The 14,818-nt window shown below is 67.5% G+C and carries 12 protein-coding genes; 5 read left to right on the top strand and 7 right to left on the bottom strand.

From position 1 onward, the window contains the following. Nucleotides 1-11: 11 nt before the first annotated feature. Together G4G00_RS06775 and G4G00_RS06770 are read left to right on the top strand one after the other, a co-directional pair. Entirely contained in the window at nt 12-2,636 is a 2,625-nt protein-coding gene (locus tag G4G00_RS06775) for a TonB-dependent receptor (protein WP_164272043.1), read from the top strand. A gap of 128 nt (nt 2,637-2,764) precedes the next feature. Continuing rightward, nucleotides 2,765-5,098, top strand: coding sequence for a family 20 glycosylhydrolase (locus tag G4G00_RS06770; RefSeq protein ID WP_164272040.1), 2,334 nt, complete (start codon nt 2,765-2,767; stop codon nt 5,096-5,098). Between the two features lie 64 nt (nt 5,099-5,162). Here G4G00_RS06770 and G4G00_RS06765 read toward each other — a convergent pair whose 3' ends face one another. Both G4G00_RS06765 and G4G00_RS06760 read right to left on the bottom strand, forming a co-directional pair. Beyond that, nucleotides 5,163-5,555 (bottom strand): VanZ family protein, encoded by a 393-nt coding sequence (locus G4G00_RS06765; protein ID WP_108754162.1) that lies wholly within the window; start codon nt 5,553-5,555, stop codon nt 5,163-5,165. Continuing rightward, on the bottom strand, nt 5,552-6,736 hold the full coding sequence (locus tag G4G00_RS06760) for an SAM-dependent methyltransferase (RefSeq protein WP_108754163.1): 1,185 nt from the start codon (nt 6,734-6,736) through the stop codon (nt 5,552-5,554). The genes G4G00_RS06765 and G4G00_RS06760 overlap by 4 nt, the downstream gene beginning before the upstream one ends. A 58-nt stretch (nt 6,737-6,794) precedes the next feature. On the opposite strand from G4G00_RS06760, the gene G4G00_RS06755 reads away from it, so the two are divergent. Further along, entirely contained in the window at nt 6,795-7,532 is a 738-nt protein-coding gene (locus G4G00_RS06755) for a pteridine reductase (protein WP_108754164.1), read from the top strand. Between the two features lie 86 nt (nt 7,533-7,618). Here G4G00_RS06755 and folK read toward each other — a convergent pair whose 3' ends face one another. Beyond that, nucleotides 7,619-8,104 carry a 2-amino-4-hydroxy-6-hydroxymethyldihydropteridine diphosphokinase gene (gene folK, locus G4G00_RS06750; protein WP_108754165.1) on the bottom strand — a complete coding sequence of 162 codons (486 nt, stop codon included), beginning with the start codon at nt 8,102-8,104 and terminating at the stop codon, nt 7,619-7,621. Between the two features lie 92 nt (nt 8,105-8,196). On the opposite strand from folK, the gene G4G00_RS06745 reads away from it, so the two are divergent. Next, nucleotides 8,197-8,949, top strand: coding sequence for a 20S proteasome subunit A/B (locus tag G4G00_RS06745; protein WP_108754166.1), 753 nt, complete (start codon nt 8,197-8,199; stop codon nt 8,947-8,949). A gap of 27 nt (nt 8,950-8,976) precedes the next feature. Here G4G00_RS06745 and G4G00_RS06740 read toward each other — a convergent pair whose 3' ends face one another. From G4G00_RS06740 to G4G00_RS06725, 4 genes are all read right to left on the bottom strand, one after another. Next, nucleotides 8,977-10,488: an ATP-binding protein gene (locus tag G4G00_RS06740; protein ID WP_108754167.1), complete on the bottom strand. Its 1,512-nt coding sequence runs from the start codon at nt 10,486-10,488 to the stop codon at nt 8,977-8,979. 4 nt (nt 10,489-10,492) lie between these two features. Continuing rightward, a complete protein-coding gene (locus G4G00_RS06735; RefSeq protein ID WP_108750515.1) occupies nt 10,493-10,933 on the bottom strand; it encodes a response regulator in 441 nt (146 codons plus the stop codon). Further along, nucleotides 10,930-12,747: an ATP-binding protein gene (locus G4G00_RS06730; protein ID WP_108754168.1), complete on the bottom strand. Its 1,818-nt coding sequence runs from the start codon at nt 12,745-12,747 to the stop codon at nt 10,930-10,932. Before G4G00_RS06730 ends, G4G00_RS06735 begins: the two co-directional genes overlap by 4 nt. A gap of 126 nt (nt 12,748-12,873) precedes the next feature. Beyond that, nucleotides 12,874-13,260 (bottom strand): BON domain-containing protein, encoded by a 387-nt coding sequence (locus G4G00_RS06725; RefSeq protein ID WP_108750513.1) that lies wholly within the window; start codon nt 13,258-13,260, stop codon nt 12,874-12,876. A gap of 171 nt (nt 13,261-13,431) precedes the next feature. Between G4G00_RS06725 and G4G00_RS06720 the strand changes: the two genes are divergently transcribed. Then, nucleotides 13,432-14,475, top strand: coding sequence for an oxidoreductase (locus tag G4G00_RS06720; RefSeq protein ID WP_108754169.1), 1,044 nt, complete (start codon nt 13,432-13,434; stop codon nt 14,473-14,475). Nucleotides 14,476-14,818 lie beyond the last annotated feature (343 nt).

Genomic DNA, 14,818 nt, shown 5'->3' with positions numbered 1-14,818 from the left:
GGAGAGACATCATGAACACCCGCAAGACTCTGCTTTCGGCAGCCATCGTCGGCTGCCTCGCCTTCTCGGCGCATGCACAGCAAACGACCCCGCAGGACCTGGACACCGTGCAGGTGGTGGGTATCCGTGCCAGCCTGGAAAAGTCGCTGGACACCAAGCGCAACAACGTGGGTGTGTCTGAAGCGATCACCGCCGAAGACATCGGCAAGTTCCCCAGCACCAACGTGGCCGAAGCGCTGTCGCAGATTCCGGGCGTCACCCTGGACCGCCGCTTCGGCCAGGGCGAGCGTGTCAGCATCGACGGCACCGACCCCAGCCTCAACCTGTCCTTCCTGGACAACCACCCGGTGGCGCAGGCCATCTGGCTGTATGGCGAACAGCCCAACCGCGGCTTCGACTACACCCTGCTGGCGCCGCAGATCCTGGGCCGCGCTGAAATCATCAAGTCCTCCGAAGCGCGCCTGACCGAAGGCAGCCTGGGCGGCACCGTGCTGATGCACACCCGCCAGCCGCTGGACATGAAGCAGAACGAAGTGGCCGCCTCGGTGGGCTACAGCTACAGCGAGCAGGCCAGCGAAGGCAAGCCGAACGCGGCCGTGCTGTACAGCTGGAAGAACGATGCCGAGACCTTCGGCGTGGCCGTGTCGGCGCAGCACTATGAAGAAGCCGTGGACCGCCAGGGCAAGGAAGTGTTCGGCTACGTAAAGGCCAGCACCTTCGCCAACGCCACCGGCGTGGCCGCCGACGTGGACGTGCCGAACTCGTTCAACGCCGCCTGGTTCCAGCAGGAACGCAAGCGCGACAGCGCCGTGGTCAACCTGCAGTTCAAGCCGACCGACGAACTGGAGTTCAACCTGAGCGGCCTGTACATCAAGGAAAAGTTCGACAACTACAACCAGTCGCTCTACTCCTTCCTGACCTGGAACCCGGGCACCGTGAACGCGGTGGACCAGCTGGGCACCGTGCGCAACGGCGTGGCCACCAGCGGCCATTCCGATGCCAGCGCCACCGCCAACAGCGGCACGCTGATCTATGACAACAACGTGCGCCTGTCCGAGGTGACCACCAAGGGCGTGGACCTGCGCGGCGCGTGGAAGAGCGAATCGTGGGGCGTCAGCGGCCAGGTCGGCCAGAGCAAGTCGGAAAACAAGGACCTGGCGCAGTACTTCATCGAACCGTTCTACAACGGTGGCTACAGCTGGAACATGGACAAGGGCATCACCTTCGATGACCCGGCCGGTGCCCGCGATCCGGCCAACTGGGGTTCGGCCGGTGGCTGGTTCGGCAACAACGGCGTGTTCTCCACCGAGAGCAAGGACACCTACGCCCAGCTCGACTTCAACGTGCAGTTCGACAGCATCTTCAACCAGCTGCAGTTCGGCGTGCGCCATGGCAAGCACGATGAAGCCTTCACCCTGAACGTGTACGGCGGTGTGACCCCGGGCACCCTGGCCGACGTGGGCACCATCGGCCTGACCGACATCCAGGGCTTCACCGACGACCAGGGCCGCCACGTGCAGGCCGGCCGTGACAACGTGCTGAACTGGGTGCGCAACAGCCCGATCGACTACAGCAACCCCGATCCGGCCAGCTACCTCAACAACAGCTGGGCGCTCACCCAGACCAACAACGCCGCCTACGCGCAGTTGAACTTCTCCAACGGCCCGCTGCGCGGCAACCTGGGCGTGCGCTACGTCGATTCCAAGACCGAAGGCAGCGGCTTCGTCTACGGTGGCACCCCCACCCTGACCGACCTGGACAGCAAGTGGCAGACCCGCACCAAGAAGGAAGACTTCGTGCTGCCGTCGCTGAGCCTGGCCTGGGACACCGACAATGACTGGGTGTTCCGCTTCGCCGCGGCGAAGGTGATCGCCTGGGCGCCGTACAACCAGATGGTCAACAACACCTTCCTGAACGACACCACCCTGACCGGCTCGGGCGGCAACGCCGATCTGTCGCCGTACGAGTCGTGGAACTTCAACGCGTCGGCCGAGTACTACTACGCACCGCAGTCGGTGGTGGCCTGGTCGGTGTTCTACAAGAAGATCGACAACTACATCGACACCTCGGCCACCATCGAGCGCCAGTACAACTCGATCCGCGATACCTCGCCGGCCACCTGGGCGAACATCGTCGGTACCAACGGCTGCACCGCCGACGGCTACTGCGATTACAGCATCCAGCGCCCGCGCAATGCCGGCAGCGGCCACGTGAAGGGCTTCAACATCAGCCTGCAGCAGCCCTTCGGTGAAAGCGGCTTCGGCCTGACCGCCAACTACACCTATGCCAACGGTGAGAACAACACCGGCGATCCGCTGCCCTACCAGTCGCGCAACGCCATCGCGCTCAGCCCGTACTTCGAAAAGGGCCCGGTGAATGCCCGCCTGACCTACAACTGGCGCGACAGCTACCTGGCCGGTGGCTACGTGGCCGGTGCGGCCCCGGCCAGCGTGGATGACTACGCTGAACTGGGTGCCAGCTTCGGCTACACCTTCAACGACAACTGGTCGTTGAACATCGACGCGCAGAACCTGCTGGACGAGACCTACTTCCAGTACCTGGGCGACAAGGAACACCTGGCCGGCAAGTACAAGAGTGGCCGCCGCTACATGGCCACCGTGCACTTCAAGTTCTAAGCCAGCGCAGTGCAACACGCGCGACGGGCCCGGTCTTCCGGGCCCGTCGTACGATGGGATACCGGTGGGCGCCTGCACAGGCGCCTGCGCGGCGGCCACTGCAGGCCGCCCACCACAGGAGTGACACGATGCGATTTTCCCCGCTTGCCCCGCTGCTGCTGGGCACCCTGTTCGCGGCCCTGCCGGCGCTGGCCGCCGATGCGCCGGCCCTGGATTCGGGCCCGGGCCCGCAACTGCGTGCCGGCAGCCTGATGCTGATTCCCGCCCCGGCGCGGGTACAGCGCGGCACCGGTGCGGGCATCACCGTGCGTGCCGACACCCCGCTGCTGGCCGACGGCGAAGCCGCACAGCGCGTGGCCGCGCAGTTTGCCGACCTGCTGGCGCGCAGCGGTGGCCCGCGCCTACCCGCAGCGCGTGAGGGCGCAGTGGCGAACACAGGCAGCATCCAGTTCCAGATCGTGCCGACCTTCCGCGACAGCGGCGAAAGCTACACGCTGGAAAGCGACGCACAGGGCGTGCGGGTGCAGGCCGGCAACGAAACCGGCCTGTTCTACGGCGCCACCACCCTGGCCCAGCTGGCCACCGGCGGCAGCAACGGCGTACTGCCGGCCGTGCAGATTTCCGACGAACCGCGCTTCAGCTGGCGCGGTTTCATGCTCGATTCGGCGCGCCATTTCCAGAGTCTGGACGAGATCAAGCGCGTACTCGATGCGATGGCCGCGCACAAGCTCAACACCTTCCATTGGCACCTGACCGACGACCAGGGCTGGCGCATGGAGATCAAGCGCTACCCGAAGCTGACCAGCGTCGGCAGCTGCCGTCTGCCCGCCGGCGATGGCGGCATCGATCCGGTCAGCGGCAAGCAGTACCCGTACTGCGGCTACTACACCCAGGACCAGATCCGCGAAGTGATTGCCTATGCGGCCAAGCTGCATATCCAGGTGATTCCGGAAATCGACGTGCCCGGCCACGCCACCGCCGCCATTGCGGCCTATCCCGAACTGGGCTCGATCAGCACCCCGCTGCAGCCGATCAGCGAATGGGGCGTGTTCCCCAACCTGTTCAATACCGAAGACAGCACGGTGCAGTTCCTGGAAAACGTGCTGGAAGAAGTGATCGCGCTGTTCCCCGCGCGCTACGTGCATGTGGGTGGCGACGAAGCAGTGAAAGACCAGTGGATCGCCTCGGCGCGCGTGCAGCAGCGCATGCGCCAGCTGGGCATCAAGGATGAGATGGCCATGCAGAGCCACATCATCAAGCGCCTGGAAACCTTCCTGGAAGACCACGACCGCCGCCTGATCGGTTGGGACGAGATCCTGGAAGGCGGGCTGCCGCCGCAGGCCACGGTGATGTCCTGGCGCGGCACCGAAGGCGGCCTGGCCGCGGCCAGCGCCGGCCATGACGTGATCATGTCGCCGGTCACCCACCTGTATCTGGATTACCTGCAGACGGCTTCGCCGAACGAACCACCGGGTCGCCCGGCGCAGGTGAACCTGGCCAAGCTGTACGCCTTCGAGCCGGTGCCGGCCGAACTGGCCGCCGACAAGCGCGGGCACATCCTGGGCCTGCAGGCCAACATGTTCACCGAGCACACGCGCAGCTACGCGCGCCTGCAGCACAACCTGTTCCCGCGCCTGGCGGCGGTGGCCGAAACCGGCTGGAGCCCGGTCGCGCAGCGTGATTTCCGCGATTTCCTGGCCCGCCTGCCGGCGCAGCTGCAGCGCTACCGTGCCTGGGGCCTGGCCTACGCACAGACGCCGTTCCAGATGGCCGTGGGCCAGACCGACAACCGCGCCGCCAACACCGTAACGGTGTCGCTGTCCAACCCGCTGGGCTACGAGGTGCGTTATCGCACCGATGGCAAGCCGGTCACCGCGCAGTCGCCGCTGTACACCACGCCGCTGACCGAAAAGCTGCCGGCCACCGTGCAGGCGGCCGCGTTCTACCAGGGCCAGATGCTGGCCGCTGCGCCCACCGTGGTGGACTACAGCGCGCAGTCGCTGCTGAGTCGCCGCAGCCAGCAGCTGCTCAGCTGCGTGGGCGAAAAGGGCCTGGTGCTGCGCCTGGAAGATGACGGCCCGCGCGAAGGCGAACGCGCCGTGTTCAATGTGGACATCTTCCAGCCGTGCTGGCGCTGGGCCGATGCACAGCTGACCGGTATCAGCCGCATCGACGTGCGTGCCGGGCGCATTCCGTACTACTTCCAGCTGGCCCACGACGAACCGGCGCGCAAGTTCGAAAAGGCCACGCGCGCGAACGGTGAGATGCGCATCCGCCGCGGCGACTGCAGCGGCCCGGTGCTGGCCGAAGTGCCGCTGCCGGAAAAGCCCGATGCCGATGGCTTCGTGACCCTGCACGCCACACTGCCGGCCGGCCTGACCGGCACCGATGATCTGTGCATCAACTTCACCGGCGACACCCGCCCGGCGATGTGGGTGCTGGACGAAGCCACGCTGCGGTAAGCGCCCCCGGTCGCGGGGTCGGATCCCTCTCCGCAGGAAAGGGCTCTGACCCCGATCGGAGCCCTCACCCGCGCCAGCGCAGCAGCAGGTCGCGCAGCGGGGTAAAGGTGGTGCCCATGCCCGCCAGCACGCCGATCGTGTTGGCGATGGCATCCATCGCGTCGGCACTGCGGTTGCTGGTCAGCGCGCCCTGCGCGAACTCGATGCACACGCCCATCAGCACCAGGCCCACGCCCGCCCACAGCAGTGGGCGGCCACGGCGGAACAACTGCACGGCGCTGCCGGCCAGGATGAAATAGGCCAGGACGTGCTCGACCTTGTCGCTGTTCTTCGGCAGGTCCAGCGGCGGCGGTGGGATCAGGCAGACCACGATCACCACCAGCACCGCCAGCGCCCACAGCGCCGCCCACAGCCGCGGCCGGCGCAGCGGTTTGAGCAGCGGCAGCGCCGCACTCACAGGCGCCAGCTCAGGTCACCCAGTTCGAAGGCCGGCTCGAAATCGACATCGCGCTGCAGGCCGATCACCTGGAAGCGCTCGCCCATCTCGGTCGGCAGGGTCAGCTTCTTCACTTGGTCGCGCAGCTGGATGCGGCCCACCTCATCGGTGCGCTCTTCGGCCAGTACCAGCACCTGGTCCAGGCCGTTGCCGAGCAGGAAGCTGGCCTGGCTGCAGTAACCGGCCAGATCGAAGCCCGCATGTAGGCCGGCCTCGGCCATCGCGGTGAAATCCACCGACGCGGTGATGTCCTGCAGGCCCGGCCAGCGGTACACCTCGTTGTGCACGTGGTGGCGGTAGAACGCGCGCACCGTGCCGTCATCGCGGTCGTGCTGGTAGAACTCGGCGCGGCTGTAGCCGTAATCGACGAACAGCATCGCACCGCGCTGCAGGCCACCGGCCACCGCCTGCAGCCAGTACGGCAGCTGCGGCAGCACTTCGGAGCGATAGCCCTCGGCGAAGGGTTTTTCCAGATAGCGCTCGATATGGCGCACCGCGCCGTTCAGCAGCACGTCGGCCGGCTGCGCGCCACGCATGAAGTTGCCTTGGCCATCCAGTTCCACGGTTTCCTCGTAGACCTCGCCGTCCTTCACCAGGAAGCGCGGCGTGGGCAGCGCGTCGATCACTTCGTTGGCGAACACCACGCCTTCCCAGTCATCGTCGAACGGGCGGTCCACCCACTCCACGCGCGCGGCCAGCTCGGCCGGCAGGTTCTGCTGCAGGCGCTGCTGCTGGCGCTGGCGCAGGTCCGCACTGGGTTCCAGGATCGCGTAGCGCGCCGGCAGGGCGTCCAGCTCGGCCAGGCGCAGCAGCACGGCTTCGGCGAATGCACCGGTGCCGCCGCCCAGTTCCAGCAGGCGGGCGTGCGCGCCCAGCTGGCCGAACACCGGCGCCAGCGCGTTGGCCACGCTGCCGGCGAACAGCGCGCCCAGTTCCGGCGCGGTGGTGAAATCGCCACTGCCGCCGAACTTGCTGGCACCGGCGCTGTAATAGCCCCAGCCCGGCGCGTACAGGCACAGTTCCATGAAGCGGGAGAACGGCATCGCCCCACCCTGCGCAAGGATTTCAGCGCGCAGGGCGGCGGCCAGCTGGTCGCTGTGGGCCAGGGCATCGGCTTCGGGCAGGGGGAAGGTGGGCTGCATGGCGTCTTCGAATGCGGTGACAATGGTGCACAGGATAGCCGAGCCTTGGAGGACCCTCATGAGCGACACCGCCCCCGTGGCCCTGATCACCGGCAGCGCACGCCGGATCGGCGCGGCCATTGCCCGCCAGTTCCACGCCTGTGGCTGGTCGGTGGTGCTGCACGCGCATACATCCAGCGCCGAGCTGCAGCAGGCCGCCTTCGATCTGGAAAACGTCCGCCCCGGCAGCGTGCTGGCCCTGCAGGCCGACCTGCGTGACGCCGCCGCCCTGCCCGACCTGGTGGACCAGGCGGTGGCCCACTTCGGCCGCCTGGATGCGCTGGTCAACAATGCCTCCAACTTCTTCGCCACCCCGCTGGGCCAGGTCACCGCCGAGGCCATGGACGAACTGTATGCGGTGAACGCGCGCGCGCCGCTGCTGCTGGCCCAGGCCGCCGCCCCGCACCTGCGCCGCCAGCACGGCAGCATCGTGAACCTGACCGACCTGCACGGCACCGACCCGATGCGCGACCACGTGGCCTACACGATGGCCAAGGCCGCGCTGGAAATGGCCACCCGTTCGCTGGCGCTGGAGCTGGCGCCGAAGGTGCGGGTGAACGCGGTCGCCCCCGGCGCGATCCTGTGGCCGGAACAGGGCAAGGATGATTTCGCGCGCGAAGCGCTGCTGGCGCGCACGCCGCTGGCGCGCATCGGCACCGTGGAAGAGATTGCCGAGGCCGTCTACTGGCTGGTGGCCGATGCGCACTTCGTGACCGGCCACACGCTACGCGTGGATGGCGGCCGCACCGTCAGTTGAGCGTTCCGCCGGGCATGGCCCGGCGCTACCGATGCGGGCGGCGGGTAGCGCCGGGCCATGCCCGGCGAGCGCAGCGGGAACCGCCATTACGCGAGATCGACCACCTCGAACGTCTCGCCATGCTGCCGGTGCGCCCGCCACAGCGTGGCCAGGTCCTGGCCACTGACCGGGTCGATGAAATCCGGGGCGATGTCGGCCAGCGGCTTCAGCACGAAGGCGTGCTTCAGTTCCGGGCGCGGAATGCGCAGGTGGCCGGGGCCTTCCACGATCAGATCGCCGTAGAACACCACGTCGATGTCCAGCGTACGGTCGGAAAAACGCGGCCCGCTGCGATCGCGCCCATGCGCGTCTTCCAGCGCATGCAGCCAGTCGTCCAGTTCCTGCAGCGGCAGGTCGGTCTCGATCGCCACGGCGTTGTTGAGGAAGGCCGGGCCTTCAAAGCCGACGGCGGCGGTCTGGTAGGCCGGCGACACCCGCACGGCGCCGAAACGCTCGCGCAGGGCCGCCACCGCGGCGTGGAGGTAGCGGCGGGGCTGGACGTTGCTGCCCAGGCTCAGGAGCACGGTGGTCATGCGATTCCGGTGGCGGCGTTCTGGGGGACGTGGGCATGCCGTCATCACGGCGGCCTGCCTACACTCCGGGACGCACATGATAGGGCACCGACATGACCTATTGCGTTGGAATCGAGGTGGATGAGGGCCTGGTCTTCGCCGCCGACACCCGCACCAATGCCTCGCTGGACGACGTGCGCGTGCACCGCAAGCTGCACGTGTTCGACTACCCCGGCCAGGCCGCCTTCGTGCTGATGGCCGCCGGCAACCTGGCCACCACCCAGCTGCTGGTCTCGCGGCTGGCCCGCGATGCCGCCGAACGGCGCACGCCGAACCTGCGCGATATGAGCCACCTGTTCGAGGCCGCGGCCTACGTGGGCCAGCTGCTGGTGGAAAGCCAGGTGAAGTGCCAGCACAGCGAACACGGCCACGACGGGGTCAACACCCAGGCCACGCTGATCTTCGGCGGCCAAGTGGCCGGCGAGCGACCCGGCCTGTACATGGTGTACCCGCTGGGCAACGCGATTGCCGCTTCACCGGAAACGCCGTACCTGCAGATCGGCGAATCGAAGTACGGCAAGCCGATCCTGGACCGCATCCTCAGCCCAGCCACGCGCCTGGGCGATGCCGCACGCACGGCCATCGTGTCGCTCGATTCCACCATCCGTTCGAACCTGTCGGTGGGCCTGCCGATCGATCTGGCACTGATCCGCGATGGCGAGCTGCGGGTCGGCCAGCAGTTGCGGCTGGGGGCCGATTCGGCGCTGTACGCCGACATCCACCAGAACTGGTCGCGGCGGCTGGAACAGGCGGTGGAAAGCCTGCCCAGGTTCCCGTGGGAAACCTCGCGCGGCGAAGCCGGGTAGCGCCGGGCCACGCCCGGCGACCTGCGCTCAGGCCAATGCTTCGGCCACGGCGCGGAACACCTGCTGCATCTGCAGCGGCTTGCGCAGCACATGCACCTGGATGCCCTGCGGAATATCGTCGACGGGCATGTCCACCTGCGCCTCTTCCAGCACCAGCGCCGGGCCGCGATAGCCGAGTGCGGCCATTTCGCCCAGCAGCTGGCTGGCCGGCAACAACCGCGATCCCGCATCGGCAATCACCAGCGCCGGCATCGCCTCCTGCTGCATCCAGCGCAGCGCCGCCGGGCCGTCGGAAGCCAACTGCAACTGGTAGCCCTGGCTGGACAGCGCATTGCCGAGCAGCGACAGCCGCGTGGCTTCGCCATCCACCACCAGGATCGATTGGCCACTGCCCAGCGCCACCAGCTGTTCCACCGGCTCGCTGCGGTCGGCGCGGTCGTGCATCGGCAGGTGCAGCTCGAAACAGCTGCCCTGCCCCGGCTGGCTGCTGACCTGGATGCTGCCGCCAGCGCCTTCGACGATGCGCTTGCACGACATCAGGCCCAATCCGGTGCCCTCGGCCTTGGTGGTGAAGAAGGGATTGAACAGGTGCGACAGCGTATCTGCGTCCATGCCGATGCCTTCGTCGGCCACGGCAATGCGCATCCAGTCCACGCCCTCGCGCTGGCCATCATGGCGCGCGACCAGGCTGAGGCGGCCGCCGTCTGGCATCGCCTGGATCGCATTCAAGGCCAGGTTCAACAGCACCTGCTGCAGCTCGGTGGAATTGGCATCCACGGCCAGGCCTTCGTCCTGCACTTGTACATCCAGGGTGACCGCATCGGGCACGCTGCTGCGCAACAGCAGCGCCACCGCCTGGAACAGATCATCGATGCGGATGTGTTCGCTGGGCTTGCGCGAACCGCGCACGAACGACAGCATCGATTCGGCCATCTCATGGCCACGGCGCCCGCATTCGGCAATCACATCGGCCAGGTGGTGCAGCTGCGGGTCCTGGGTACGCGCCTTCAACAGGTCCGGCATGATCAGCAGCGGCTGCAGAATGTTGCGCAGGTCATGGCTCAACCCCGCCGCCAGCAGCGACAGGCTTTCCAGGCGCTGCGCGCGCATCAGCTCGGTTTCCACGCGCATGCGTTCCACCGCGCTGCGTGCCTCGCGTACCGCACGCGCCACCGCCGACGGCAGGCGCGCCGGCTGGTGCTTGATGATGTAATCGTTGGCGCCCTTCTGCAGCGCTTCCACTGCGTTGTCTTCGCCCATCGTGCCCGAGACGAAGATGAAGGGCACATCCGGCGCGCTCTCGCGCACGATGCGCAGCGCTTCATCGCCGGAAAAGCCCGGCATGCTCAGGTCGGACAGCACGATGTCAGGCAGGAAACCGGCCAGCGCCTGGCGCAGCTCGCCCGCGCTTTCCACGCGTTCGAAGCGGGCCTCCAGGCCTGCGTCCAGAATCTGTTCGGACATCAGCTCGGCATCTTCCGGCGAATCTTCCACCAGCAGGATGCGCAGCGGGCCGAGCGCGTGGGCGGTCAGGACCATGGGTTTACTCGCGCTCCGGCGCCTGGTTGATCAGCGCCCAGAACTTGCCCAGGGTCTGCACGGCACCGAAGAACTGGTCCACGTCCACCGGCTTGACCACGTAGGCATTCACGCCCATGTCCCAGCTGCGCGCCAGATCGCTTTCCTCGCGCGAGGAGGACAGGATGACCACTGGCAGGCGCTTGAGTTCTTCGTGTTCGCGGATCTGCCGCAGCACTTCCAGGCCATCCATGCGCGGCATCTTGATGTCCAGCAGCAGCACCGCCGGCAGGCCTTCCTCGCGATCGGCAAAGGCACCGCGGCGCAGCAGGTAATCCATCACTTCCACGCCGTCTTCCACGTGCACGATGGGGTTGGCCAGGCGCGCTTCCTGCAGCGCGTCGATGGCCATTTCAGCGTCGGCCGGGCTGTCTTCGGCCAGCAGGATGGTACGCAGAGTCGTCATGCGGAAGGACCTTGGTTGACCGCGTCCAGCGCGGGAGGCAGGTAGAAGTGGAAGGTGGCGCCGGCATCGGGCTCGGCTTCGGCCCAGATGCGGCCACCGTGGCGGGTCAGCACGCGGCGCACGCTGGCCAGGCCGATACCGGTACCGGGGTAGTCGCTGGCCTTGTGCAGGCGCTGGAACACCCCGAACAGCTTGGCCGCGTAGGCCATGTCGAAGCCTGCACCATTGTCGCTGACTGTGAACTGATGACCGCCATCGGGCTGTGCCTGGTAGTCCACGCGGATCTTCGCCGGGTCTCGGTTGCCTGAATACTTCACCGCATTGCCCAGCAGGTTCAGCCACACCTGGCGCATCATGTTTTCATCGGCCACCACGATCGGCAGCGGTGCAATCGTCCACTCCACGCTGTGCGCGGGCGCGCCGGCTTCGGCATCGGTCTTCAGGTTGGCGTCGAGCATGGCGCGGGTGTCGGCCACCAGCGATTGCATGTCCACGGCCTGCTGGCGCATGGCCGCGCGGCCCAGCCGCGAATAGACCAGCAGATCGTCGATCAGTGCGGCCATGCGCCGCGCCGAACTGGAAATGACCTCCAGGTAGTGGCGGCTCTTCTCGTCCGCGTCGTCGCCCAGATGGCGCGTCAGTTTGTCCGAGAAACCGGCCACGTGACGCAGTGGTGCACGCAGGTCGTGCGATACCGAATAGCTGAAGGCTTCCAGTTCGCGGTTGACCTCGGACACCTGCGCGACCTTGCCTTCCAGCTGGCGGTTCAGTTCTTCCACGCGCCACTGCACGGCACGTTGCACGGTCACATCGCTGATGGTCAGCAGCACCACTTCATCGTCGCTGTCGGGCAGCGGCATGCGCCGTGCGTTCAACAGCATGTAGCGCACCATGCCATCGGCGGTGCGCTGTTCGTGTTCGAAATCCCACAGCTCGCGGCCGCGCAGCAACACGTCGGCCAGGCGCTGGCGGACCACCGGGTCCTTCCATGCCCCATCGCCTACATCACCCAGCAGCGTGCCGTCGGCGCGCTCATCCTGCAGGTCGTACAGCTCGGAAAAGGCCGGGTTGTGCAGCTGCACGCGCAGTTCGCGGTCCAGCAGCACGATGGGTTCGCGCACGGTCTGCAGCACCGACGCCGCACGCCCGGCCGCGCGCAGCGACTGCCGCTCGGCCTGCAGGCGGCGCCCGATCTGCCGTTGCAGCAGCCACAGCACCAGGCCCAGCAGGCCCAGCTGCACGGCCAGCGAACTCCACGAAATGAACTCGGTCTGGCGGCGCTGGCGGCTGGCCTGCTCGGCGCGCTGGGCCAGCAGTCTCTGCTCGTTGGCCTGCAGTTCTTCCACCAGGCCACGGATCGGATAGCGGGTGCTCAGGTCCTGGACCAGCTCGCGCTGGTCGGTATTGGGCTCGGCACGGGCAAGTTCGCGCGCCAGCGCCATGCGCCCGTCCAGCATCGCTTCAATGCGACCAATGCGGATCAGCTGTTCGGGGTTGTCGCGGGTCAGGCGGCCCAGTTCGGCCAGGCGGCCGGGAATGTCCTGCGCCTTGGCCATACGTTCGCGCAGTCCCGGCGCATCCACGCCCTTGGACAGGGTCAGCGCGGCCGATTCCACATCGCGCACGTCGGCCTGCAGCTGCTGCAGGGCCACGCCCACGGCCTGGGTATGGGTCACCCAGGCCATCGCTGCCTCGTTGTCCTGCTGCAGTTTGCGCAGGGTCAGCCACGGCACCACGATGATCGCGGCCGCCGCCAGGGCCAAGGCCGGCAATCGCCAGCGGTCCCAGACATCATCACTGAACACCAGCGCCATAGTCCCTCGTCAGCACCGCAGCGGAACCGGCAATATAGCGCAGACGGTCACGGGGTTTCCCGGGCGCGGCAAAAACGGGGGCGCCCGTTGGACGCCCCCGTCGTGTTGCAGGGTCTGGCGCTGGCCTCAGCGCTTGGCGGCGGCATTCACCTTCAGCGCCGCCGCATCGACGCGGGTCACGCCCTTGATGCCCTTGGCCGTGGTCACCGCCTTGTCATGCTCGGCCTGGGTGGCCACCGTGCCGCTCAGGCTGACCACGCCGTTCACCGTTTCCACCTTCACTTCGGTGCCCGGCACGTTGCTGCTGGCCAGCAGGTCGGCCTTCACCTTGGTGGTGATCCAGCTGTCGGTCACCGGCTCGTTGGAATCGTGGCGATCGGCATGGGTCATCGCCGAATGGTCGGCCTTCGGCGGGCTCTTGGCGGCCGGGTCCTTGGCGAATGCAGCAGAGGAGGACAGGGCCAGGCCCAGGGTGAGGGCCGAAGCAATCATCGTGCGGGTCAGGGTGCTCATCGTGCGGTGCTCCTTCTGTGTGTGCCGGCAGTGTGCGCACCGGCATGTGTGGCAGGCGTGGCGCCACGGTCATGCCGCCGTGAATCAGCGCACTTGCACGGCAAACCGTTCAGTTTTGCGCAGCGCGCGTGCTCGTTTACCCTGCCCTTCCCGCCCCCACGGAGCCCTGCCATGCGCCCCGATCTGCAACTGGCCCTGATCGGCTACGGCCTGGCCGGCCGTGTGTTCCATGCACCGCTGATCCAGCACACGCCCGGCCTGGCCCTGCACAGCATCGTCAGTTCGCAGCGCGACACGCTGCTGCGCAGCTTCAGCGATGTGCACATCCGCGACACGCCACAGCAGGTGTTCGATGATCCTGCGGTGGATGCGGTGGTGATCGCGACCCCGAATGCGCAGCATGCGCCGCTGGCGCTGGCCGCGCTGGCGGCAGGCAAGCACGTGCTGGTGGACAAGCCTTTCGCGCTGGACATGGCCGAGGCCAACGCCGTGGCGGCTGCGGCCCGCGATGCCGGGCGCATCGTCAGCGTGTTCCAGAACCGGCGCTTCGATGCCGACTTCCTCACCCTGCAGGCACTGCTGGCGCAGGGCGTGCTGGGCGAGGTGGCCGAATGCCATGCGCACTTCGACCGCTACCGGCCGCAGGTGCGCGATCGCTGGCGCGAGCAGGACGGGCCCGGCAGCGGCCTGTGGTACGACCTGGGGCCGCACCTGCTGGACCAGATGCTGGTGCTGTTCGGCTGGCCGCAGGCAATCGATGCCGACCTGGCCGTGCAGCGCAGCGGCGGCAGTGGCGTGGATTATTTCCACGCGGTGCTGCACTACCCGCGCCATCGGGCCATCGTGCATGCCGGTTCGCTGGTGGCCGCACCGACGCCGCGTTTCGCCGTGCACGGTGAATTGGCGAGCTGGGTGAAATACGGTCTGGATGTGCAGGAAGCGCAGTTGCGCCGTGGCGTGGCGCCGGGCGCGCCGGGCTGGGGCATCGACCCACGGCATGGCGAACTGCTGCGCTGCGAGGCCGACGACAGCGTGCAGCGCAGCACCGTGGACAACGTGCCCGGTGATTACCGGCACCTGTACGCGCAGTTCGCCGCCGCGCTGCATGGCGACGGTGAGCCGACGGTCAGCCTGGCGCAGGCGCTGCAGGTGATGCAGTTGCTGCAGGCGGGCATGGACAGCGCCCAGCAAGGGCGGCGGATCGAACTGGGGTGACCGGCAGGGCTGCGCCCTGCACCCGCTCAATGCAACGGCAACTTCAAAAGCCTGCTATCCGTGGTATGGCGGGGTGGGTCCGGTCGCGGGGGACGCCGCAAGTACGTCCCTGTAGGCTTGGCCGCGGCTTGCTCGCGTGCGCTTTCCTGCGCACACGGCAAGACCGGGGTTTGGCGTCCTGCCCAACCCGCCCGAGGCATGCCTCGGGCCCATGCGGCTCACGCCCCCGCAACCGGACCCACCCCGCCTTCGACAATTCCCCGCGATCTGCCAGTAGATCCACGCCATGCGTGGATGACGTAGAAACAATCGGAACACGCTTTTGTAGAGTCGAGCCATGCTC

Source organism: Stenotrophomonas sp. B1-1, from assembly GCF_010894375.1.
Lineage (GTDB): Bacteria > Pseudomonadota > Gammaproteobacteria > Xanthomonadales > Xanthomonadaceae > Stenotrophomonas.
This window is presented reverse-complemented; position numbering and strand designations above follow the sequence as displayed.